This is a genomic window from Microbulbifer sp. CNSA002 (assembly GCF_047324085.1).
Lineage (GTDB): Bacteria > Pseudomonadota > Gammaproteobacteria > Pseudomonadales > Cellvibrionaceae > Microbulbifer.
Window position 1 is genome coordinate 5,006,760 of record NZ_CP172449.1, and the last position, 23,241, is coordinate 5,030,000.

At 49.5% G+C, this 23,241-nt stretch carries 17 protein-coding genes and 2 rRNA genes (1 of these 19 cut by a window edge); 6 read left to right on the top strand and 13 right to left on the bottom strand.

The genetic code is table 11. The annotated features are described in order from the left end of the window. The first annotated feature begins 42 nt into the window (after positions 1–42). The 3 genes from thiI to ACG1BZ_RS22125 all read left to right on the top strand — a co-directional run bounded on the left by thiI (position 43) and on the right by ACG1BZ_RS22125 (position 6,054). A complete protein-coding gene (thiI, locus tag ACG1BZ_RS22115) occupies positions 43–1,524 on the top strand; it encodes a tRNA uracil 4-sulfurtransferase ThiI (protein WP_413663717.1) in 1,482 nt (493 codons plus the stop codon). A gap of 200 nt (positions 1,525–1,724) precedes the next feature. Then, a complete protein-coding gene (typA, locus tag ACG1BZ_RS22120; RefSeq protein ID WP_282930811.1) occupies positions 1,725–3,533 on the top strand; it encodes a translational GTPase TypA in 1,809 nt (602 codons plus the stop codon). A 532-nt stretch (positions 3,534–4,065) separates the two neighbouring features. Beyond that, positions 4,066–6,054: a glycosyl hydrolase family 18 protein gene (locus ACG1BZ_RS22125; protein WP_413663718.1), complete on the top strand. Its 1,989-nt coding sequence runs from the start codon at positions 4,066–4,068 to the stop codon at positions 6,052–6,054. A 1,386-nt stretch (positions 6,055–7,440) separates the two neighbouring features. Here the strand turns inward: ACG1BZ_RS22125 and ACG1BZ_RS22130 are convergent. Next, the gene (locus tag ACG1BZ_RS22130) at positions 7,441–7,962 is read right to left on the bottom strand and encodes a macro domain-containing protein (RefSeq protein WP_413663719.1); all 522 of its coding nucleotides are present in this window, start codon (positions 7,960–7,962) and stop codon (positions 7,441–7,443) included. Positions 7,963–8,140: 178 nt separating this feature from the next. Between ACG1BZ_RS22130 and ACG1BZ_RS22135 the strand changes: the two genes are divergently transcribed. Then, positions 8,141–9,223: a diguanylate cyclase gene (locus ACG1BZ_RS22135; protein WP_413663720.1), complete on the top strand. Its 1,083-nt coding sequence runs from the start codon at positions 8,141–8,143 to the stop codon at positions 9,221–9,223. 3 nt (positions 9,224–9,226) lie between these two features. Here the strand turns inward: ACG1BZ_RS22135 and ACG1BZ_RS22140 are convergent, their stop codons facing one another. The 9 genes from ACG1BZ_RS22140 to ACG1BZ_RS22180 all read right to left on the bottom strand — a co-directional run bounded on the left by ACG1BZ_RS22140 (position 9,227) and on the right by ACG1BZ_RS22180 (position 18,980). Further along, on the bottom strand, positions 9,227–9,997 hold the full coding sequence (locus ACG1BZ_RS22140) for a VIT1/CCC1 transporter family protein (protein ID WP_413663721.1): 771 nt from the start codon (positions 9,995–9,997) through the stop codon (positions 9,227–9,229). Positions 9,998–10,008: 11 nt separating this feature from the next. Beyond that, positions 10,009–10,491 (bottom strand): N-acetyltransferase family protein, encoded by a 483-nt coding sequence (locus ACG1BZ_RS22145; RefSeq protein WP_413663722.1) that lies wholly within the window; start codon positions 10,489–10,491, stop codon positions 10,009–10,011. A gap of 35 nt (positions 10,492–10,526) precedes the next feature. Beyond that, positions 10,527–11,294, bottom strand: a complete 768-nt coding sequence (locus tag ACG1BZ_RS22150) for a hypothetical protein (protein ID WP_413663723.1) — start codon at positions 11,292–11,294, stop codon at positions 10,527–10,529. Between the two features lie 13 nt (positions 11,295–11,307). Then, positions 11,308–11,889: a hypothetical protein gene (locus ACG1BZ_RS22155; RefSeq protein WP_413663724.1), complete on the bottom strand. Its 582-nt coding sequence runs from the start codon at positions 11,887–11,889 to the stop codon at positions 11,308–11,310. Between the two features lie 130 nt (positions 11,890–12,019). Beyond that, positions 12,020–13,912 (bottom strand): DUF885 domain-containing protein, encoded by a 1,893-nt coding sequence (locus tag ACG1BZ_RS22160; protein ID WP_413663725.1) that lies wholly within the window; start codon positions 13,910–13,912, stop codon positions 12,020–12,022. A 188-nt stretch (positions 13,913–14,100) separates the two neighbouring features. Continuing rightward, the gene (locus tag ACG1BZ_RS22165) at positions 14,101–14,922 is read right to left on the bottom strand and encodes a mechanosensitive ion channel family protein (RefSeq protein WP_413663726.1); all 822 of its coding nucleotides are present in this window, start codon (positions 14,920–14,922) and stop codon (positions 14,101–14,103) included. 31 nt (positions 14,923–14,953) lie between these two features. Beyond that, positions 14,954–15,547, bottom strand: a complete 594-nt coding sequence (locus ACG1BZ_RS22170; RefSeq protein WP_413663727.1) for a DNA-3-methyladenine glycosylase I — start codon at positions 15,545–15,547, stop codon at positions 14,954–14,956. 105 nt (positions 15,548–15,652) lie between these two features. Then, positions 15,653–16,642: an SDR family oxidoreductase gene (locus tag ACG1BZ_RS22175; protein ID WP_413663728.1), complete on the bottom strand. Its 990-nt coding sequence runs from the start codon at positions 16,640–16,642 to the stop codon at positions 15,653–15,655. Positions 16,643–16,871: 229 nt separating this feature from the next. After that, positions 16,872–18,980, bottom strand: a complete 2,109-nt coding sequence (locus ACG1BZ_RS22180) for a prolyl oligopeptidase family serine peptidase (protein ID WP_413663729.1) — start codon at positions 18,978–18,980, stop codon at positions 16,872–16,874. A gap of 87 nt (positions 18,981–19,067) precedes the next feature. On the opposite strand from ACG1BZ_RS22180, the gene dtd reads away from it, so the two are divergent. After that, positions 19,068–19,505 (top strand): D-aminoacyl-tRNA deacylase, encoded by a 438-nt coding sequence (dtd, locus tag ACG1BZ_RS22185; protein ID WP_413663730.1) that lies wholly within the window; start codon positions 19,068–19,070, stop codon positions 19,503–19,505. Positions 19,506–19,574: 69 nt separating this feature from the next. Next, on the top strand, positions 19,575–20,144 hold the full coding sequence (locus ACG1BZ_RS22190) for a GNAT family N-acetyltransferase (protein WP_413663731.1): 570 nt from the start codon (positions 19,575–19,577) through the stop codon (positions 20,142–20,144). A gap of 32 nt (positions 20,145–20,176) precedes the next feature. On the opposite strand, the gene ACG1BZ_RS22195 is transcribed toward ACG1BZ_RS22190, so the two are convergent. From ACG1BZ_RS22195 to ACG1BZ_RS22205, 3 genes are all read right to left on the bottom strand, one after another. Beyond that, positions 20,177–21,169 (bottom strand): YncE family protein, encoded by a 993-nt coding sequence (locus ACG1BZ_RS22195; protein WP_413663732.1) that lies wholly within the window; start codon positions 21,167–21,169, stop codon positions 20,177–20,179. An 816-nt stretch (positions 21,170–21,985) separates the two neighbouring features. Then, positions 21,986–22,101 (bottom strand): 5S ribosomal RNA (gene rrf / locus ACG1BZ_RS22200). Between the two features lie 203 nt (positions 22,102–22,304). Further along, a 23S ribosomal RNA gene (locus ACG1BZ_RS22205) occupies positions 22,305–23,241 on the bottom strand (it continues 1,945 nt past the right edge of the window).

Below are 23,241 nucleotides of genomic sequence, written 5' to 3' on the forward strand. Positions count from 1 at the left end.
ATGCCGCACCTTCTATCAACATGCGGTACCCCACGGATTCCCATGCACTTTGTCGTCAAGTTTTTTCCAGAGATCACCATCAAGAGCAACCCTGTGCGCAAGCGCATGTCGCGCCAGCTCAAGGACAACCTGCAGCGCCTGCTGCGCCAGCTGGACGACCGTATCCAGGTGCGAAAGGATTGGGAAAAGATCGATGTGATCGCGCCCGATGCTGTGTCCCACCTGGGTGGACGTATCGAAGAGGTGCTCTCTCACACCCCCGGCATCGCCAACTTCTCCCGCGTGCGCCAGTTCCCCCTGGGCGACCTGCACGACATGTACGAGAAAACCCTGTCGGTATGGGGAGACGCCCTGAAGGACAAGACTTTCTGCGTCAGGGTTAAGCGCACCGGCAAACACGACTTCCAATCCCTGGATGTGGAGCAGTACGTGGGCGGCGGCCTCAACAAGAACACTGAGGCATCCGGAGTCAAACTGAAAAACCCCGACATCACCGTTAAGCTGGAGATCCGCCACGATAAGCTCAACGTGATCGAAGAGCAGCATCCCGGCCTGGGCGGCTTCCCCCTCGGAACGCAAGACCCGGTATTGTCGCTGGTATCCGGTGGCTTCGATTCTACCGTGGCCAGTTACATGACCATGAAGCGCGGTATCCGCACCCACTTCCTGTTCTTCAACCTGGGCGGACGCCAGCACGAGCTGGGCGTGAAAGAAGTCGCCTACTACCTGTGGAACAAATACGGTGCTTCCCATCGGGTGCGCTTTATCACTGTGCCGTTTGACGAAGTCGTGGCAGAGATTCTCGAGCGGGTCGACGACTCCCATATGGGCGTCATTTTGAAACGCATGATGCTGCGCGCCGCCGATGTGATCGCCAAGGAGCTGGAGGTGGACGCCGTAGTCACCGGTGAAGCCATCGCCCAGGTTTCCAGCCAGACCCTGAAAAATCTGTCGGTGATCGACAGTGTTACCAATACCCTGGTATTGCGCCCACTGATCACCACCGACAAGACCGATATTATCCGTACCTCCCGGGCCATCGGCACTGAAGAGTTCGCCGCCAATATGCCGGAGTACTGCGGCGTTATCTCGGTTAAACCCACCACCCGCGCCAAAATTGAAAAGGTGGAGTCCGAGGAAAACCGCTTCGATTTCACCGTCCTCGATCGCGCTATCAGCAATCGGGTGATGCAAAATATTGATCAGGTGATCGAAGAAGTCGATGGCGAAGCACCGGATGTGGAGATCCGCGAGGAGCCGGGCAGCGCAGTGGTTATCGATATCCGCCACCCGGATGAAGAGGAGCTGGACCCGTTGGAGCTAGGCTGTGAGGTGCAGACTATTCCTTTCTACCGTCTCAACAACAGCTTTGCCCACCTGGACCAGGAGCGTGAGTACCTCCTGTATTGCTCCAAAGGCGTTATGAGCCGCCTGCACGCCTCACACCTGTTGGACGAAGGTTTTCGCAATGTGGGCGTGCTGCGCCCGCTGATTCCCCACAGACCGGAAACCATTAAGAAGTAACTTCTGCTCAAGGCGCGGGCAACCACCGCCCGCGCGGGTTTTAAAGCAATCACCCCCCCGGGGCGGTGATTTTTTACTCAAAATCACTCCCAATTGTCATGCGGCCCCCCTATAATCGCCGCCTTTGGCCGGAATGCTGCTGTAGAAACCCCGCAGGCCCCCGCCCCGACTTACCAAGATTTAACGCCCAGAGGCCCCCAGTGATAGAGAATCTGCGCAATATTGCGATTATCGCCCACGTAGACCATGGCAAAACCACCCTTGTGGACAAGCTGTTGTCCCAGTCCGGCACTCTCGACCGCCGCGACGAAGGCGCCGAGCGCGTCATGGACTCCAACGATCAAGAGCGTGAGCGTGGCATCACCATCCTGGCGAAAAACACCGCTATCCGCTGGAATGACTACCGCATCAATATTGTCGACACCCCAGGGCACGCCGACTTCGGCGGCGAGGTAGAGCGCGTACTGTCCATGGTGGATTCAGTTCTGCTGCTCGTAGACGCAGTAGATGGCCCCATGCCGCAGACCCGCTTCGTAACCCAGAAGGCGTTTGAGCAGGGCCTCAACCCGATCGTGGTGATTAACAAGATCGACCGCCCAGGCGCGCGCCCCGACTGGGTAATGGACCAGGTATTCGACCTGTTCGACAGCCTCGGCGCCACCGACGAGCAGTTGGACTTCCCGGTTGTCTACGCCTCCGCCCTGAACGGCATCGCCGGTCTCGACGACACCGACCTGGCCGACGATATGACGCCGCTGTTCCAGATGATTGTGGACAAGGTTGAGCCCCCGAAAGTTGACCCCACCGGCGCTTTCCAGATGCAGGTTTCCGCTCTGGACTACTCCAGCTACGTAGGCGTAATCGGCGTTGGCCGTATCACTCGCGGTACCCTGAAGCCGAACCAGCAAGTGGTGGTTCTCGATCGCGAGGGCAACTCGCGCAAAGCCAAGGTCCTGCAGGTTATGGGTTACCTCGGCCTGGAGCGAGTGGAAGTGGAGCAGGCCAGTGCTGGCGATATCGTGTGTATCACCGGTGTGGGTGAGCTAAATATCTCCGATACCCTGTGCGACCTGGATACTCCAGAAGCCCTGCCCGCCCTGAGCGTGGACGAGCCCACCGTGAGCATGACCTTCCAGGTCAATGACTCCCCCTTTGCCGGCCAGGATGGCAAGTTCGTTACCTCGCGCAACATCAAAGAGCGCCTTGACCAGGAGCTGATTCACAACGTGGCCCTGCGTGTAGAACAAGGCGACTCTCCTGATAAGTTCAAGGTTTCCGGCCGTGGCGAATTGCACTTGTCTGTCCTGATCGAATCCATGCGCCGAGAAGGTTTCGAGCTGGGCGTTTCCCGCCCCGAAGTGGTGCAGAGAGAGGTCGACGGAGAGATCCACGAGCCTTATGAAGAAGTGGTTATCGATGTTGAGGAACCCCATCAGGGGCCCATTATGGAAGAGCTGGGCCTGCGCAAGGCCGATCTCACCAATATGGAGCCCGATGGCAAAGGTCGCGTGCGCCTAACCTTTATCGTGCCCTCGCGCGGCATGATCGGCTTCCGCTCCCAATTCCTTACCATCACCAGTGGTTCTGGCATTATGACCAGTATCTTCGACCACTACGGTCCGGTGAAGCAGGGTGAAGTGGCCAAGCGCATCAACGGTGTACTGGTTTCCATGGTCAAGGGCAAAACCCTCGCCTATGGTCTGTTCGCACTACAAGATCGTGGTCGCCTGTTCCTGGGCCATGGCGAAGAGGTCTACGAAGGCCAAATCGTCGGTATTCACTCCCGTGGCAACGACCTGGTGGTAAACCCCACCAAGGCCAAACAGCTCACTAATGTGCGCGCGTCAGGTACCGACGATGCACTCACTCTGTCACCACCCATTCGTCACACCCTTGAGCAGGCTCTGGAATTTATCGAAGACGATGAATTGGTAGAAGTGACTCCTAACTTTATCCGCCTGCGCAAGAAAATTTTGCAGGAAAATATGCGCAAGCGCGCGAAGAAATAATTAGTATTTTCTTCAACTTTAAAAAGGGCCCCCTGGGCCCTTTTTTGTTTTACCATTTCATGACATCTTCAATCCCTTAAGAGAGATAATCAAAAACTGCTCCGCGGAAACATTACATAGTGAAGTGGTGATTGATTAACTCGACAGCGGCCATGCGTACTAAACTGCGGGGGAGACTGCTTGCAAGAGGCCGCAAATAACGCTCGCCAGTAACCGGTATTTTTTCCCCACCTCTTAATTTAAAAAGAAAATTTATCTTATTTTTAAATTAAATAATCGACCATTTTTATCGTTGATCTGCTCAAATATTTATTCCTGAAAGGTGCAGTTAAATTTATGTACGCACTTTTTATTGTCCCCATCACAAAATCACAGCGGAAATAAATATAGCCACTCAGCGACTACTCTCCGTGGCTTGCACATTTATTCCACATTTCCTCGCGGAACTTTTACCTCTCCATTTATTCAAATTTTTCCACATATAACGACAAATTTCTTTATACATAATTAAGACCTATGGGAGGTCAATCTAATGTTTTCTTTCCTGCAATCTCAGGATCGAACAAGGATGTTGGTGGGCAGCCGCAGTGAACGCGGATCTAAATTTGGGTTTAAATTAAAAGCTGCGGCGGCACTCGCAGCAGCAATCGCCATCAGCGGAAACGTCAGTGCACAAGAAACCTCTAAACGTGTATCTGCCTATTGGGCCGATTGGGAATACTGGGCCGACTCATCCTTCACCCATGACAACGTGGATTTCTCCAAGCTCACTCACGTTCAGTACGCCTTTGCCTGGAATGACGAAGACGGCAACATCTACTTTACAGACCCCTACGTTTTCTACGGCCTGGGCGCCCAATCATTTTCCGGCGGCGCCGGTGATGGTCCCGTAAAATGCTCGCCGCAATTCTGGCACCCCTACAGCCAATACGATTCCAGTATTCAGCCCGCGGTCTGCCAGGGCTGGAATGACCACGAATCAGGTTTTGTAAAATCGGTACATGACGACGGTGCCAAGGCGATCCTGTCTATGGGCGGCTGGACCCTCTCCCACAAAGTCTCTGAGATGATGGAGAGCGACACCGCGCGTGCAGCCTTTATCGAAAATGCAGTGACACTGCTTACTGACTGGGATTTCGATGGTCTCGATCTCGATTTCGAATACCCCGGCTATGCACCGAACGGCGGCCGCTCGATCGACAAAGAAAACTTCACCACCCTGCTGCAAGAGCTGCGCGCGCGCTTTGATGAGGTTGAAGCGGAGACCGGCAAAAATCTGGAACTGACCGCTGCCGTGGCCTGTGGCCCCTCGATTGCAGAAGAGGGTTATGATTTTGCTGCTGTGGGCGAAGTCCTCGACTATGTCAACCTGATGACTTATGACTTTGGTGGCGACTGGGATACCGTAGCCCAACACACCTCGCCGCTGTACCCCTATGAAGGCCAGGTCAACGAAGGCTTCGACGCAGACAGCTGCCGCAATATGTGGATGACTGAGGGCAATATTCCCGCTGAGAAGATCACCTTGGGTATGTCCCACTACGGCCGCAGCGTGGCTGGCGCCACCGCAATCGGTGAAGCCGCCTCCGGACAAGACGTCGCTCACTGGGGCTCTGACACCGAGACGCGCTACTACCAGATCGTCGAGAAAATGCAGAGCGACTCTTCATTCCAGACCGCTTACGATCCCGAGGCCGTCACCCACTATGGTTGGTTTGAGGATGGCGGTTTTATCTCTTTCGAAGATACGACTTCTATCGCCGCACGCGCCCAATATGTGCTCGACCAGGGCCTGGGTGGCGTGATGATCTGGCAGCTACGCGGTGGAATGCTACTGGAGAACAACGAGTATCAATATCCATTGCTCGATGCCGCACTCGAAGTCTTCGGACAGGGCGGTTCCAGTGATAGCGACACCGGAGGCACAGGAGATACCGGAGACACTGGAGACACTGGAGACACTGGAGACACCGGAGACACCGGAGACACCGGAGACACCGGAGATACTGGAGATACTGGCGACACCGGAAGTGGCGGCGGCAATAATAATGGCGGAAGCAGCACCTGCGTCGCGTTTGAGCAGCCCTATGCCGGCGACCCAGGTTATTCAGTCGGTGACGTTGTTGTCTTTGAAGGAGTCGCCTACGAATCCACCCACGAGCCAAACTGGTGGTCTCCAGGTTCCGCGCCATCGCTGTGGACCGAAACCACCTGTCAAACTGAGGGCGAAGGCTCTGACAATGGTTCCGACAGCGGTTCTGGCGATAGCAACGACAATGGCTCCGATAGCGGTTCTGACGATAACGCCGATAACGGTTCCGATGACAACACCGACAGCAATCAAGGTTCAGGTGAAACCGCTTCCTGCCCCGAATTCCAGCAGCCATATGCTGGTGACGAAGGCTATCAAGTTGGCGACCTAGTAACCTTTGAAGGCCAGGTTTACGTGTCTACCTTTGGACCCAACTGGTGGTCCCCGGCTAACGCCCCCCAGTACTGGGAAGCGAGTTCCTGCCAGTAACCTGGATACACTTTGGCCGCCTTCTCAAGGAAGGCGGCTCTATGTATCTTCTAATAAAAGGGCCCTTATCGGGTCCTTTCTATTTATTATTTAGTCCGCGCTTAAAATAATTATTACGGCGTATCTTGTAAAATATGCATTACTTCACCAAAGTCATCTTTTGACAAATTATTTCTCAACCAACGAATTCCATCATTTGTCAGATTTTGCTCGTATTTAATTTGATTTTGATCTCGAAGATAAATTCTGAGCCTGGGGTAAGAGGCAATAAATCTCTGCAGCTTGTAATCAATTAAACTAAATTTTTATTATCATCCATTCTTAAAATGTATTTTGGAACCCAGCGGCTAGGTGCCGGGCCAGTGCCAGTAGCTGTTTCCACCGCCTGAATTTGACTCCAATTATACTCTTTAGGAAAAAGAGAAAATAATGAATTAAATTTCACTCCATTGGAGCTGACAACAAAATAACTATTTATCCCCAAGACTATCAAAGATAAAAAAAGGATAGGATTCTAAAATTCTTACGAATTGATTGCCTCAACCCAGAGTCCCCTAATATCTTAGTCTTAACCCCTTATCAAGTTCTATTTTGCCGTAGGGATTGCAGCTTAAAGAAGGTCACAAAACGATATTATAGAAACATACATTACTGGCCGCATTGATAAAATATATCCCTCAGTAGTAAGGCCTGCCAAGATAGCGTTCTCAGATAAAGACTGCTCTCGCTGAGATACTAAAAATTTAAAATAAGAAGTAACTATAAGAGCCACTAATGAAAGTAGTAAGCAGAATGACAATTCAGTCCTACTTACAGTGAATAACAACGCGCTGGCTATTCATAGGTGGCATGGGAAACTGTAAAAAGAGGATTTCTTTTTCATTTTAGGGGACTCTCACCCCAGACACAAAGCACATCTATGCCCTATGCCTTCATAGATATTTTGTTCTTGTATGCAAACTTTGCAGTGGTCCATAATTACTAAAAATTTTTAGGCTTAAAAAATACATATAAAAACCATGCATATTTATTAAATTATTGACAACTATCTTTAGCGAATAGATGACTCATTACAACTAACGATTTCAATATTTAGCACGTTAGAACTAAATAGTTAGGTGGAGACATAGCACTTAATAATCAACGGAAGAGTTAGAAAAGACTGTATAGCACCTGAATAACTCTCAATTCATGAGATCAGAAGACGACTTGGTAAGTTATTGCTTGTTAGACTGACATGTGGTGGTTCGATCTGCCTGCACCGCAGAACTACTTTATATACGCCACATTAGGTTATTGAAGGAACCATTAACTGTATGGAATCAATAGTGCTTAACTAAATAATTAACACAATAGGCTGTATCCCATTCAATTACCCGTGACACATCAATTATGGCCATAAAAGCGCTGCTCAACTTTCTGCCACTGCGCCAATGCAGTTTGTGAGTGCAAACAAACTGTGAGTCTCTCGAACCTTGAGGCATAAGCGCGTAAAACGGCCAATCCCTGATGTGCCGCAATCTCGTGAGGGAAGCGGTTAGTGCCAGCTCCCAGTGCCGGAAACAGTATCGTTTTGCAGCCGCGCTCTATCGCCAACTCCAAAACGCTTTCATAGCAGTGCCTCAACAGCACTATGGCCTGGCTCCCCCATTGATCGCCACTACTCCACTGGGGCGTAACAGTATGCAATAAGTAATCGACCGGTAAATCATAGGCTCGAGTCAAGCGAGCTTCACCAACTGGGCATGCTCTTTGATTGGCACATTGGGGGGTTAACCGAGTCCCGCACTGGGCATAAATCTGCGCTGAAAGCCCCCGCCCCCGAATAAGGTGCTTGTGTGCCGGACACACCAACGCATCTCCACACATTGTCAAAATATCGCCAGAAGTCAGTTGAATTTGTGTCACGATTTCTCAGTTCTAAAGTTTGAGTTACTGATACTGTAGCTTGCTACTTTGGTCGGTGACAGATTCCCCCTATACTCACCATTGCTTCACTCCGGCAGTGGCTACCAGCATAGTTGTATGATGCAGGATGGTCCCGAGCAAGCGGAAGGTTGCAGTCGGTATAGCAACGGGAATGACTATGAACTCAGGGTATAACAATCAAAACCCCGCGATATCCACCTCTATTGATGAAGTGCAGCGCATAGATCTGCGCAGACGGATATTGGCCTCCTCTTATATGCTGATATTCGCTATGGCTATCACCGGGGCTATGGCGATTATTGCTCTTACTGCAACCAATATCCTGCAGGCATCGACGCTTTTTATCGTCGCAGTTGTTATTTTATTTGCATACATCACTGTCAACATTATCGGCCCCACCGAAAAAACGCCTCTATTGGTGGGCATTCTCCTACTAGTGCTGTACTTCTACTTACTAATGACTGGTGGTGTAAACAATACCGGTTTGATGTGGGCGGTTATGCTGGTCCCCGGATTTATCAACCTTTACGGCTATAAAACCGGCACCACTGCACTGCTCGGAATAGGTCTCGCTACGGCAGCAATCCTGTTTTACCCGGATTTCCCCGGGCTCACGGCCAAATATGATACGGCCTATCGTGCGCGTTTTATTGCAGTATTTGGCGCACTCACGGCTCTAACCGCATTACTTGACAGTAGCCGCCACCAAACTCAGCAGCTCCTTCAGCGATTAACAGGTGAATTGGAGACTTATGCTGCCACGGACACATTGACCGGATTAGCTAACCGCAGAGAAGCATTTCGCGCCATTCATGAATTAGAGCGCCGGAATGCTGAGCTGAAAGATCAATATGTCATCCTTATTGGTGACTTAGATAACTTCAAGACGATCAACGATACCTACGGGCACTCCTTTGGCGACCGCGTATTACAAGATGTTGCCAAGATATTGAAAAGTAATACCCGGTCTGAGGATATTGTGGCGCGCTGGGGCGGCGAAGAATTTTTATTGCTATTGCCGAATACTGACTTGAAAGGCGGCAGTGTCCTTGCAGAAAAACTTCGTCGCAGAGTATCGACCCTCAGCCGCCGCTATACACGCCCGGTAAAAATCTCAATCAGTCTCGGAGTCGTCGAAGGCAGCACCAATGGCAAGCCACTCAATCAGCTATTGGCCGAAGCAGATAAACGTATGTATCGAGCCAAGAATGGTGGGCGCAACAAAGTGGTAGCCGCATAAATATTAAGTCACCAAGTGGCGCAGTAGATAGCCAACGGCGAGTGCCAGGACCGCTGCGCTACTGCCAAAAAACAGAGTTTTTAAGCCCGCCACCAGCAGGTGGTGGGAAAACACCAATCCTTTGCACAAGCCAATAGCAAAAAAAGCGCAGACCGAAAGAACGGCGCTCGCATAAAATTGTTCGGCGGGATTAAGGCTGTGGAAAAGGTAGGGCAACAGGGGAATAGCACCTACACACAAAAAAGCGACGAAGGTTATCAGTGCCGCCCCCAGAGGCTTATGCTCTAAGCGGCTTATACCGTACTCTTCCGCCAGCATTGTCTCTATCCACAGCTTTTGATTCGCGGTGATAGTGGCAACAATATTATCGAGAACTTCACCTCGAAATCCCTTTCGATAGAAAATCTGCCTGATCTCTTCCCGCTCTCCCTCGGGAATTAAAGCAATATGCTGACGCTCTGTACGCATAGCCGCGGCTCGTTGCTCACGCTCCACACTGGCAGCTTCATAATTGCTTACCGCCATGCTGAAACCATCAGCGATAAGGTTGGCAAAGCCCATCACGAGCACAACCGCTTCGGAGAAGCCTGCACCAAAAGCGCCTGCAACAATGGCAAAGGTAGTTACGCAGCCATCTATCGCTCCCAAAACAAAATCAGAGAGCCACTGTGACTGTGGACGACTTCGCAAGCGCGCCTCAATACGCTCCGGTCGATGCTCCTCAATTAGCGCTTCCCGGCTTTCCTGTTGGTGTTTTGGGTTTTGCCGGTCCATAACCAGGCGAGCTACTGTAAAAACCGCTGCATAACATAAGCATCTTGCAACCTTCCCAAAGGATCGGTAAATGCTCTATCTAGCGTTTTGATAATAGTGAAGCCCAGCTCGGTATAAAGGGTAATTATGGGCTCATTGTCGCTGGGAACGTAGTTGAACTGCATTTCCAAATAGCCGGCGTCCTGGGCTCTGGCGATTGCATGCTGGACCAGTGCACGATCTACACCGCGATCGCGCACATCCGTGTGCACGAGAAAGTTGGCTGTCGCGACATGGCTATGAATACCAGGGAAATTAACCCCTAATTTATACACCCCCAGCAGGTGAGGTAACTCTTCGGTAACATAAGTCTGTAAGTCGTCATTAAGCCATTGAGCAGAAAACACTTCTCGACTGATCTTATGCGAGAAAGGCAGATCCCCTCTGTTTCGCACAACACTAAAGAGGCTCCACATGCCTTCGAGGTCACTCTCTATAGCCTGCCGAATATCCATAGGAATCCATATCTCAGACGGCTTGCCGCACTTGCCTAGCGCACAATGAAGCTCCCCCGATCCACACCGGTATTTCCAGTCTTGGGATCATAGGCATATAGCACAATTTCATAAACACCTGGCAAATCCGTCGCAAAGGGCGCACTAAAAGTATTCATAGTCTCCTGTATCTCTAGCGGCACTCGAGCAAATGATTTGCCATCTCTTTTAATCAATGCCACAACTTCTATCTTACTGCCATCCCAAAGCCCACCATCGGTAAGTGAACATCCGCACATCATTACCACATTAGCGCGAATCTCAAAGGGACTCTGGTCCAAGCCTGTATAGAGATGGGTCTGTGGGCTGAGTAAATCCACCAACATTCCCGGAATTTCCACAATCAGCCCATCACCAGAAATAGGCTTTCCCGGAACCAGCCAAGTCTGTGTCTGCGCCACCACTCGGGCCTGCTTTTTGATATACGGTGCAAGAACTTCCACCGTCAGAAACACCGGCTCACTGATATTCAGTGTAGCGGTAAAATGTGCAGCGCCATCGGCGATAGGTTGGAACCTCTCTCGGGGCGTTTTCATAATTCTGGTGGTGTCACCGGTGCTCCCTTGGGTAAGCCCCTTGGCAAGAATTTCCCCAGAATCTGCATCGCGAATAATAACCATGGCACCACCGATGGAGGAGCCAATAAACTTGGCATCCATGGCCTTGGCGCGCACGGTAATTTCAGTGGGTGTTGGCTCCGCCCATAAAGCGGAAGGAAACAGTTGTAATAGCAGAGCGACGATAATAAATCCTGAACGTCTCATAGATACTCCTCTCTTATACATTGCCCAGAAGATAATAAGCCCCCAAAATACCCACTCCCCAAAACACAGCCCCTACAGCCAACCAAACAAAATTCCAGGGAGTAAATCTCGAGTTAGCCTGTCCTGAAATATCTCCATTAACCATATTGGCAGCTTTCTGTCCCTCATAAAGTGGCCACAATGTAAAGGGTAAGAGAAGTATGCTTACTATATCGATCAATGAAATTACATCGGAGTAATAGGAAATCCTGTCGACAATAGCCCCGGCAATCGCAAAAACTACATATAACGTAGCCCAAAGTGCCGGCACCCAGCGGTAATCCACCTTATCAATCTCGATACGGCTTTGAATCCTGGAAAAAAGGGAGTGAGTAAAAAAGATAGAGAATATCGCCCGCATAACCGGCCACATATTCTCTCCACTAGCACGCTGATATTCTGCCCAATGACGGTAAAACCAATAAACTGAATAGATACCCACTGTACCTAGGCTCATTACCCAGAATTTGGTTGGTGAAACTATATAAAACTGCGCTTCATCTTCTGAAACAGTATCTAATTCAGCCTCTGGGGCAGAGTAAATATTTGAATCCATTGGGACTTTTCCATAAACAAGTATTTTAGGGAAAACCAGCTTTCCTCTATACACAGACGATATTCACAGAAATAAGCCCAATAAAAAAGCCGGGCTATGCCCGGCTTTTTAAAAGAGTCAGCTAAAAAGCTTATGATTGCTTCACTGATTCCACCCAAGAGGCTACGCGGCTCTCCAATACGGGCACTGGCAAAGCACCGCCACCCAGTACGGTATCGTGAAATCCGCGAATATCAAATTTATCACCCAACTGATCTTCAGCCTGCTTGCGCAGCTCCTGAATCTTCAGCATACCGATCTTGTAAGCGGTCGCCTGGCCCGGCCACGCCAGGTAACGACGTACTTCGGAACGTACTGCAGTCTCGGGGATTGCGGAGTTTTGCAGGAAGTACTCCACCGCTTGCTCTTCACTCCAGCCTTTGGCGTGCAGGCCGGTATCAACAACAAGGCGAATGGCTCGCCACATTTCAGCCGTCAGGTGGCCAAACAGGTTATAGGGATCTTCGAAGGCCCCCATTTCTTTAGCAAGCTTCTCAGAGTACAGCGCCCAGCCCTCTACATAGACAGTAAAGTGAGCTTGAGTGCGGAACTGCGGGATACCTTCCAATTCCTGAGCAATTGAGATCTGCATATGGTGACCGGGGTTGCCTTCGTGGTAGGCCACAGTTTCCATATCAGTCGTGGAATAGGCACTCATATCGGACAGGTGCGCATAGTAAATACCCGGGCGGGAACCGTCGGGAGTGCCGGGGTAGTAATGCTGGGCACCGCCATCCTGTTCGCGGAAAGACTCAACCCGCTTTACTACCAACTCAGCTTTCGGCAGAAGGCCAAAGTATTCCGGTAATTTCTTGGTAATGTTGTCCAGGAACGCGGTTGAGTCATCCAGGTAGCCCTGGCGACCTTCATCGGTATTCGGGTAGTAGAATTGGCCATCTTCGCGAATAAACTTGAAGAAGTCCTGCAGGCTACCTTCGAAACCAACCTGCTTCTTGATAGTTTCCATCTCACCACGGATACGCGCCACTTCTTCCAGGCCGATATTGTGGATCTGGTCGGCAGTCAGGTCCGTAGTTGTGGTGTTGGCCAGGCGTTGATTGTAGTAAGCCATACCATTGGGCAAGCTACTAGCACCTTGAGGCTCTGCTGAGGCCTTCTGCATATCCGCTTTGAGCCAGGTAACCAGCCCTTGATATGCGGGGAAGAACTCAGTCTCTAATGCCTTGCGCGCTTCCGCGGTCAGCTTGTCTGCCTGCTTCTGATCAATAGTACCGGCTTCGAGCAGCTCAGCGATCTTTCCTTTGGCGCCGGCCCACAGAGGTGCGTCTTCACCATCGGTAAACGGCGCGCCTTCAATCAATTTACTGGACTGATCAATCGCACCTTCATAGGCAAAGCGCGGGGGGCGGATACCTTCTTTGGACGACAGCTTGGCGCGGTCAAGCAGCTGGTTGATCGCGCGGGAGATACCACCGATACGGGTGATATACGCCTGCATATCTTCAATGTTGTCGACCTTGTGGAAGTTCAGCAGGAAGTTGGGCAACTGCGATTGTGCACCTCCCATCTGCTCAAAGATGTAGCCGTGACGGATAAACGGCGCAGCGGCCTTGGCCTGTTCAAACTGATAAATCCAGATATCGTAGGAAGTTTTCCCTTCCTGGGTCAGCTTGCTGTAGTCGAAATTCTTCTTGAGCTCTTCAACACTTTTCTCTTGCCAAACCAAGCGGCGAGCCTCTGCGGCTTCACTCATATCGTCGATTTGGTCGTAGTGGTCTTTGCGGCCCAGGTAGGACAGCTGAATCGGACTGAACTGCAGCTGTTCCTCATAACGCCCATCCAGCCACTCAGTCAGGCGCTTGGTTTCGGCAACCGCATCTACAGTTACTGAGGCCTCGGCAACCGCATTTTGGGGCTTATCTGCGTTAGCTACAGTCTGGCTACTCTTGTCACCCTGACAGCCCGCAAGGATAGCGACAGCCAGCAGGCTGGGGATCAGTGGGTTGTTCAGCTTTATCGGCATCTTCCTATCTCGATCAAAAGTTGTACAAAAAAACGCCGCTAACTTTGACACGAATTCGGTGAGGTGTCGATTCATGCCCCCCAGAACGCCATATGTTTGCGTTGAGTTGAGGCAAATCGGAGATTTTGGACTAGGTGGACCCAATACCTGGAGCAGGATATTGCCACAAGTGACCCTGCGGTAATGGACTAACGCCGGCTTGTGACCCGGTCCACGATATGTAGCTCTCGCTGGGGAAAGGGTACCGTCAAGCCTTCTGCCTCCAGTGCAGGCTTAAGCTTTTGCATCAGGGACCAATAAACATCCCAGTACTGATCATTGGCAGCCCAGGCCCGCAACTGTAAATTTACCGCGCTGTCAGCAAGCGCCTTAACAGCGAAACTTGGCTCTGGCTCAGCGAGAATACGGGGTTCCTGTTCTACCAAGCGACGTAATACTGTTAGACCGCGATCAATGTCATCGCCATAGGCGATACCCGCCACAATCTCGATACGGCGAGTCTTATTGCGACTGAAGTTGGTGAGCACTTGCCCCCAGATAGCACTGTTGGGTGCGATAATACGCAGCCCATCCGTGGTATCCAGCTCCGTAGTAAATAGCCCTACCTCGCGAACAGTGCCCATTATGTTACCGAACTGAATCACATCCCCAACGCGGAACGGCCGCAATCCCAGTAGTAGAAACCCCGAAGCAATATTTTGCAGGGTATCTTTCAACGCTAAGGCTACTGCCACACCAGTAGCGCCGAGTAGAGCAATTAAGCTGGTAGTGTTAATACCAAATACATCCAATACCAGCAGTGCACCAACAATATAAACCGCCCAGCTCGAAATACTGCGCAGTACTGGGCGCAAGATAACATCAAACCGGTCCGGCAGACGATCAACCGCTCGGCGGGCAAGATGGGCCACAAACAGCGTCACCAAAACTATCAGTAGTGCGACCGCCAACTTTAGGGATAATGCAGTTACTTGGGGCCAATACTCATTGAGTAAGCTATTAATATTCATCGATCCCCGAAAATAAATCCCTATTTTAAATTCAAGCCAAACCTAAATTCTGCGCCTCATCGACACAACGCTGATGAGCCGGACAAGTTTCCAAGTGATCATTGACCATTCCAGTTGCCTGCATATGCGCGTACATAATGGTTGATCCCACAAAACTAAAACCCGCTTTCTTTAACGCCTTACTCATCGCATCAGATTCTGCTGTAGTGGCCGGCACCTGTTTCATGGAGCGGGGGCGATTAACAATCACTCTTCCACCGGTGAACTGCCAGAGAAAATCCCTTAAGGATATACCGCGATCGCGCAATTCGAGGGTTGCCCGTGCATTCTTGATGGCCGATTCAACCTTGAGCCGGTTGCGAATAATTCCCGGGTTGAGAAGTAATTTCTCTACCTTTTTAGGGGTGTACCGAGCAATTTTTTCAGCATCGAAATTATTAAACAGTTTACGATAATTCTCCCGCTTATTGAGCACTGTAATCCAGGATAAGCCCGCCTGGGCCCCCTCCAGCAACAAAAACTCAAACAGGATCTGGTCATCGGTAACCGGCCTACCCCACTCCTCATCATGGTAATTTTGATAAAGTGGTGTAGACAGGCACCAGTCACAGCGCTTTTCCGCCATCATTACTTCCTTTTTATGACTAGCTTGCGCCGGAGAAAAAGTAATACTGAATAAGCTGTAAAACCAAAAGCAAGGCAACTAACCCAAAAATAATATTATTACGATTCACTTCGACTCCAACAAATTGTTCTGTACTAACCAATCGCGACATTCGCATAACATAGTATCCAAAGCCACCCCCGATTGATAACCGAGTTCACGTTCAGCCTTAGCACTACTAGCAACGACTCTCCGCGTTACCAACGTGGCCTTTTCAGGAGTAATAACCGGCTCTTGCCCACTCACACGAGACCAGAGATCGGAAAACCAGGCGATAGATTGAATTAGAAATGCCGGTGTGGTGCGTTTTGGTACAGGTTTATGCAATAACTCAGCGATCTTTCCAAAAAATTCTAAAAAACTGGCATCCGTTCCGGCCAAGATATAGTTTTCGCCACACCGTCCCTTTTCAACCGCATCGATATGGGCTCGCGCTACTGCACCGGCATGGCAAAAAGAACCCCAGCCCGGTGGAACACCTGGTAATTGATTTTTATCAATCAGAAAAAAGGTCTGCGCCCAGCTGGTGGTATCGTATTTACCAACAATTGCACAAGGGTTTAGAAATACCGCATCCAGGCCCTGCTCAATTTCCTTGCGAACGGCAATTTCCTCTCTTTTTTTCGTGTACAGATAGTGATGATGAGGGTCATCTGCCAGCTTATCACTTTCTTCAGTAATTCTTTCCTTATGGTAGCCATAAGCAGAAATTGAGCTGGTCACCACCATACGCCCTACATTTTTCTCCCTGGCAACTTTGGCAATATTCGCCGCCCCCTCAACATTATCTTTCCACTGCTGGGCATTACCGCCGCGCCACATACTGGTATTAGCCGCCATATGGAAAAGTGCATCGACATTATTTGGAATTGCAGCTTGAAGGGACTGAGGGTCATTCAGAGAGGCCTCAACCAGATTGACGCCCAGAGAGCGCAACATATCGGTATTGGAGGTGCGCCGATGCATGGCGGTAACTTTCCATCCATCACCAACCAATTGCTCTACCAAATTAGCGCCGAGAAAACCGGTTCCCCCGGTTACAAATGCGTGTTTCATAAATCCACCGGATGAGTTGTTATCGTTATTCATACCCAGTGATTAGCTCTATCGAAGCCACCTCCTTCCGGAAGGGCAGACCGGTTGGTGATACCACCACTCCGACAGAGTGGGCGGCACACTAACTTCACTAGTGACACCGCCGCAAAACTAAACCCCTTTGCAATCGTCCTACCGGGAGTTTTATTAATTAATCCCGCTATTACTTTTGTTGGGTTAGTTGGAAAGACTACTCGATTTTCATGCCCAGCTGGTAGGCAAGGAAGCTCCACTGATTGGCGAAGTCTTCCACCTGCATCCATACCGGCTTGCCTGCACCGTGCCCAGCCCGAGTCTCTACGGCAAGCCAGACTGGTTTGTCACAGCCCTGATCTTTTTGTAGGGCTGCCGCAAATTTGTAGCTGTGCCAGGGAACCACTCGATCATCGCGATCGGCAGTTGTGATCAGCGTGGCCGGATAGCAGGTGCCCTCACGGGTGTTGTGGACCGGAGAATAGGCATGCAGCGCTTTGAACTCATCGCGATTTTCACTAAGCCCATAATCGCTCGACCACTGCCGGGCATTAGCGGAAGCGGTATGATATCGCAGCATATCCAGGACACCGACTACCGGTAATGCCGCCGCAAATAAATCCGGTCGTTGTACCAGCGTTGCCCCCGCCAATAGTCCACCATTGGAGCGACCACTAATAGCAAGCTTTTCAGGAGAAGTGACTTTCTCCTCGATCAGCCACTCAGCTGCAGCGATAAAATCATCGAAGACATTTTGCTTTTGCGTCTTGGTACCCGCCTGGTGCCAAGCATTGCCGTACTCGCTACCACCGCGCAAGTTGGCCAGTGCCAGGGTGCCGCCCATATCCAACCAACCGACAAAGCGGTTGTAGAAGCGCGGTAACTGAGCGGAGTTAAAACCACCATATCCATAAAGCAGCGTCGGGTTGGAGCCATCTCGCTTCATTCCCTTCTTATGCACGAGGAATAGAGGCACCCGGGTACCGTCCTTACTCTTATAGAAATGCTGACTCACAGTCAGATCGGAAAAGTCTGCTGCATATTTTGGCTGCTTGAACAGTTTGGTTTCACCAGTCTGTACATTCAGGTGGTAGATACTCGGCGGGGTAATAAAATTAGAGAAAGCATAGAAGGTCTCAACTTCATTCGGCTCACCATAAAACCCCTTCACTGAGCCCACCCCTGGCAGCTTCAGCTCGTACTGTTTCTTACCGTTAGTATCGGTCACCAGCACTCGCGATTTCGCATCCTCCAGGTAGTGAAGCACAAAGCGATCACCGATATAACTGGCACTCTGCAAGGCACTAGTCGTCTCCGGCACCAGATCGCGCCAGTGTTTGCGTTGCGGCTTATTCAGATCAATAGCGATTACACGGCCCAGCGGCGCCCCCGCACTGGTCTCAAAGTAAAAGGTGCTCCCTTTATTTCCGAGATACTGGTATAGGCCATCCCAGTCATCCAGAAGCTTAATTACCTTGCCGCTTTCATCCCGTAAATCGCGATAGTAAAAGCCGTTCGAGTCATAGCCGTCGAAGATGCCAAACAGGAGATAGTTACCATCGTCACTCACCGTCGCGCCTGGATTGCGGGTGGGATGATCAGTAATTTCATAGACCAGTTGATCACTTTCCTGGGCATCTCCCAGTCGGTGAAAATATACGGCTACCTGTTTGCTATCATCCGCCGTGCCATCTCTGTTAAACGGGTACCGGCTATAGTAAAAACCGGACTCATCCGGCGCCCAACTGGCATCACTAAACTTGATACCGGTCAGTTGTTCCTTCAGATCCTTGCCTGTCTTTAGGTCGCGAATACGATAGTCGGTCCAGTCAGTGCCACCATCCGAGATACCGTAAGCCAGATAGCGGCCCTTTGGACTGACTTTGAGGCGCTTGGCAGCAATAGTGCCATCTTCACTTAGGGTGCGTGGATCTAAAACCGTATCGCCCTCAGCAGACAGGCTAGAGGCCTTATAGAAAACATTCTGATCCCAATCACCGGTGTTGTAGCTGTAGTAATAGCTATCGCCCTTCTTGTACGGAACACCGTAGCGCTCGTAGCGCCATAGTTCTGCAAGCCGGTCATTGATTTTCTGCCACCCGGGCAGGTCCTTCAAACGCGGTAATGAATGATCATTCTGTTTGGCCACCCAACTCTTTACCTCATCACTGGACATTTTTTCCATCCAGCGATAGGGGTCAGCCACCTTTTGACCAAAATATTCATCAATTTGAGCACCCGGTTTACTATCCGGATAGCTATCAGCTGCGTGAACACTCACCGCAGCAAGTGCACCGGCAACCAGTGCCACTAGCTGTCTCTTCATACCGTTATTCTCGGTTTCTCTACTGGGAACAGTCCGCTAATCTAGGCGATTTAGACGATCGGTTCCAGAGCAGCAGAGAGAAGTGAGATGAAAGGATTGATCCAAAGGGTAAGCCATGCCCAAGTTAATGTAGCGGGAGAGGCCGTTGGGGCCATAGATAAGGGTATCCTCCTGCTGCTAGGTATCGAAGCCCAGGACACTACCGATAGTGCAGATAAGCTGCTGCACAAAGTCCTGAATTACCGTATTTTTCCCGATGATAAAGGGCGTATGAATCTCAACCTCCAAAAGGCGGGAGGTGGGCTCCTGATTGTCAGTCAGTTCACACTAGTTGCCGAAACTGATAGAGGTTTACGCCCGAGCTTTAGTCGCGGCGCATCACCAGAATACGCGGAGGAGCTCTACAACTATTTCGTTAAAAGTTCCAAAGCCCAATTTACGCCAGTGGCCACTGGAATATTTGCAGCGGATATGCAGGTTTCACTAGTCAATGACGGCCCGGTAACTTTTATGCTGGAAACCTAGAGACCTTCCACAGGCTCTTTCTGTTGTTTCACCTAATCAGGAAAACTCTACCAGTTAGTTAGGTTGCTAATGACTAAAAATATCGCTAAAAAATGGAGAGGCAAAAGGATGACTAAAAAGCCTATAGTAGTAAACAGTGATATCAAACTCGATCCACTTTTGGATAGTGACACAGAAATCATCTTTGCCTTAATTGAAAATAACAGACCACTGCTAGAGAAATATCTCTATTGGGCAAAGCTTGTTGTCGACCTCCCAACCACAGAAAAATATATTGCCGACAGAGTATTCAGCAATAGTTTCGGAGCATCCTGGTACAAGATCCACTATTCAGACAAGGTAGTCGGGATCTTTGGCATCAAGGAAATTGACCTTAAAAAACAAAATGCAGAAATAGGGTATTGGTTATGTAAAAGCTGCCATGGCAATGGAATCGTAACTCGAATCGTAAATAAAATATCTAGCTACTTGAAAGATCTGCACGATATTCAAGCGTTGAAAATTCACTGCTTATCTGAAAACAGTGCCAGCATAGCCGTAGCAGAACGCGTAGGTGGAGTGCATAGTGAAACTATTCCAAATTATTATTCGATTGATGGAATATTTCAGGACTTAAAAATCTACACAGTTCCTACCTGATTTATTATTTTAACAGTGGAGTTCAGGAATATTTATTGCTGAATATTTACTGGGCTCCACTCAATACCATCTGACCCTTGTCCCGCATTAAATATACGCTTAACTTTCCAAGTTGCGGTATCTATTTCAACAACTTTTCCGTCTCTCTGAGAACCGGCAAACAAAAACTTTCCGTCCGGAGAGAAAAATAGCGATGCTGGCTGTCTGGCCCCTGCGCTGCCGACATCAATCTCATGTAACTGTTTACGGGTCTTGGCGTCATACACGAGTATACGATTACCATTTAAGTCTGCTACAGCTACCACTTCGCCATCAGGGTGAAACCTGATTCGGATAGGCAGAAAACCAACATCTATCGTTTCTTTTTGCTTTAACGTTTCAGTATCGAAAATAAAGATATTTTCTGACTGATTATTTCCTATCCATAGCTCGCTATTATCGGGGCTTACCCACACTGCCTCCGGCCCATCCCCTGCCGGTATTGTAGATTTCAATTCCATAGTCTCTGTATCAATTACACTGAACGTATCCGACCCCCGGCTAGTAACGTAGGCGGTCTTCAGATCAGGTGATAGTGCAAGCATATGGCTACCTACCTGGTCAGTACGGGCAACGCCCAATACTTTTCCTTCAGCCACATCCACCTTTATCACGTCGCTGGTTTCTTCTGTCGTAACAATCACATTATTGCTGTCGCCCAGCCAAGCGATACCGTGAGGGCCTTTGTGTGGACTGATATCAATTCTTTTCAGGCGCATACCGCTCGCGATATCGAATACATTCAGCTCTTCTCCCACGTAGCCATCTTCAAGGTAAGAAACTACCACCACTTTAGATTTATCCGGCGACACTATTAATTCATGGGGCGAACCTCCAGTTTCCGGTTTCTTAACCTCTTGGCCGGAAGCCAGGTCAATAAAACTCACCGTGCCCTCATATTTATTTCCTACTACCAACGTCTGCGCCCTTAGCGATCCAGCAGCTAAAAGTACTAATGACATGGAAATTAAAAGTAGAAATCTCATTAGCAAGCCTCTCGGAGGAATTTGTCGCTAGTAGAATGCTTCCTTAACAGCACATCCCAGCGAGCCTTTTAGAACTGAAAAGTCAGCCCTGGTTATCCACTGAAACACTGGATAATAGATCGTAAAAATAGAATTCTTTAGATGTTTTCTTCATTACAGGGATGTTACTAACAGAATTCTTGGATAGTACTGTGCATAACTTTTGGATAAAGGTCTAGAAGCCTTTAATTTCGTGCAATGAAATAATTCGATTAAAAAACCAACGAAAAAAGTGTCAGGTTATCCACTAAAAGTAAGACCAGAACGTTACTAACAGAAAGTCTGGATAGAGTTGTGCATAACTTTAATAAACGGGCTACAGGCCCCGTGGTTACAGGGGATTACTGCAGAGACTAAAAAATCACCGATATTTTTATGGGCTAATTTTAATTTTTTGCGGGAGTGGTATGGGTACTTTTCTGAGTTTTACGCGAGTTATTTTTGTTGGATTATTTTTTGTGTGAGTGTAAAGGCGTTTGGAGAGAAGATCGGTAAAGACCTATTTTTATAGGCTTTTTAGGAGAGCATCTGTTTAAGGTGCTCAGGTAATTTTAGCTTTTTCTTTTTTATTTACTGACTGACTTTTAAATAGAAAGTTGAGCATTAAAGTTTTCCAGAATTACTTTTATTTTTTCTATTTAATTTTTACTAAGTATTTTCTGCTTTCCCTCTCTTCCTTCCCTTTCTTATTTTTTGTCTTTTGTTTTTTGCTTCTTTAAAATATTTTCAGCCATAAAAAAAGGGCCACCCTATTGGGTGGCCCTTTTCGGATTAGAAGCCTGACGATGACCTACTCTCACATGGGGAAGCCCCACACTACCATCGGCGATGTTGCGTTTCACTTCTGAGTTCGGCAAGGGATCAGGTGGTTCCACAACTCTATTGTCGTCAGGCAAACTGGCTTGGGTTGGCGTTGGTCTTATAAGCAAAGTGCTTGGCCTGCCGTGTTATCGCTGTTTGCCTCGGTCATATTATTGACCGGCGATAACCCCAAATAAGTCGGTAAAACAATCTGTAGTAATACACCGCAAGCGATCGTATGTCTCTAACTCACAATCCGCTAGCTTAGCTAGTCGTTAGTAACCATCTCTGTTGTATGGTCAAGCCGCACGGGCAATTAGTACTGGTTAGCTCAACGCCTCACAACGCTTCCACACCCAGCCTATCAACGTGGTAGTCTTCCACGGCCCTTCAGGAGGCTCAAGGCCTCAGGGAGATCTTATCTTGAAGGAGGCTTCCCGCTTAGATGCTTTCAGCGGTTATCCCGTCCGAACATAGCTACCCGGCAATGCCACTGGCGTGACAACCGGAACACCAGAGGTTCGTTCACTCCGGTCCTCTCGTACTAGGAGCAACTCTTCTCAAATCTCCAACGCCCACGGCAGATAGGGACCGAACTGTCTCACGACGTTCTAAACCCAGCTCGCGTACCACTTTAAATGGCGAACAGCCATACCCTTGGGACCGGCTTCAGCCCCAGGATGTGATGAGCCGACATCGAGGTGCCAAACACCGCCGTCGATGTGAACTCTTGGGCGGTATCAGCCTGTTATCCCCGGAGTACCTTTTATCCGTTGAGCGATGGCCCTTCCATACAGAACCACCGGATCACTATGACCTACTTTCGTACCTGCTCGACATGTCTGTCTCGCAGTCAAGCGCACTTATACCATTATGCTCATTGCATGATTTCCGACCATGCTGAGTGCACCTTCGTACTCCTCCGTTACTCTTTGGGAGGAGACCGCCCCAGTCAAACTACCCACCATACACTGTCCTCGATCCGGATAACGGACCAGAGTTAGAACCTCAAACATACCAGGGTGGTATTTCAAGGACGGCTCCACAACAACTAGCGTCGCTGCTTCAAAGCCTCCCACCTATCCTACACAAATAGGCTCAAAGTTCAGTGCAAAGCTGTAGTAAAGGTTCACGGGGTCTTTCCGTCTAGCCGCGGGTACACTGCATCTTAACAGCGATTTCAATTTCACTGAGTCTCTGGTGGAGACAGCGTGGCCATCGTTACGCCATTC

Bases quoted from the DNA above. Each gene is read 5' to 3' on its own strand.
- ACG1BZ_RS22125 (WP_413663718.1), top strand. From the start codon at position 4,066: ATGTTTTCTTTCCTGCAATCTCAGGATCGAACAAGGATGTTGGTGGGC.
- ACG1BZ_RS22170 (WP_413663727.1), bottom strand. From the start codon at position 15,547: ATGGCGGAAAAGCGCTGTGACTGGTGCCTGTCTACACCACTTTATCAA.
- ACG1BZ_RS22165 (WP_413663726.1), bottom strand. From the start codon at position 14,922: ATGAATATTAATAGCTTACTCAATGAGTATTGGCCCCAAGTAACTGCA.
- ACG1BZ_RS22145 (WP_413663722.1), bottom strand. From the start codon at position 10,491: ATGGATATTCGGCAGGCTATAGAGAGTGACCTCGAAGGCATGTGGAGC.
- ACG1BZ_RS22155 (WP_413663724.1), bottom strand. From the start codon at position 11,889: ATGGATTCAAATATTTACTCTGCCCCAGAGGCTGAATTAGATACTGTT.
- ACG1BZ_RS22160 (WP_413663725.1), bottom strand. From the start codon at position 13,912: ATGCCGATAAAGCTGAACAACCCACTGATCCCCAGCCTGCTGGCTGTC.
- ACG1BZ_RS22135 (WP_413663720.1), top strand. From the start codon at position 8,141: ATGAACTCAGGGTATAACAATCAAAACCCCGCGATATCCACCTCTATT.
- ACG1BZ_RS22195 (WP_413663732.1), bottom strand. From the start codon at position 21,169: ATGAGATTTCTACTTTTAATTTCCATGTCATTAGTACTTTTAGCTGCT.
- ACG1BZ_RS22180 (WP_413663729.1), bottom strand. From the start codon at position 18,980: ATGAAGAGACAGCTAGTGGCACTGGTTGCCGGTGCACTTGCTGCGGTG.
- ACG1BZ_RS22140 (WP_413663721.1), bottom strand. From the start codon at position 9,997: ATGGACCGGCAAAACCCAAAACACCAACAGGAAAGCCGGGAAGCGCTA.
- dtd (WP_413663730.1), top strand. From the start codon at position 19,068: ATGAAAGGATTGATCCAAAGGGTAAGCCATGCCCAAGTTAATGTAGCG.
- thiI (WP_413663717.1), top strand. From the start codon at position 43: ATGCACTTTGTCGTCAAGTTTTTTCCAGAGATCACCATCAAGAGCAAC.
- ACG1BZ_RS22175 (WP_413663728.1), bottom strand. From the start codon at position 16,642: ATGAAACACGCATTTGTAACCGGGGGAACCGGTTTTCTCGGCGCTAAT.
- ACG1BZ_RS22150 (WP_413663723.1), bottom strand. From the start codon at position 11,294: ATGAGACGTTCAGGATTTATTATCGTCGCTCTGCTATTACAACTGTTT.
- ACG1BZ_RS22190 (WP_413663731.1), top strand. From the start codon at position 19,575: ATGACTAAAAATATCGCTAAAAAATGGAGAGGCAAAAGGATGACTAAA.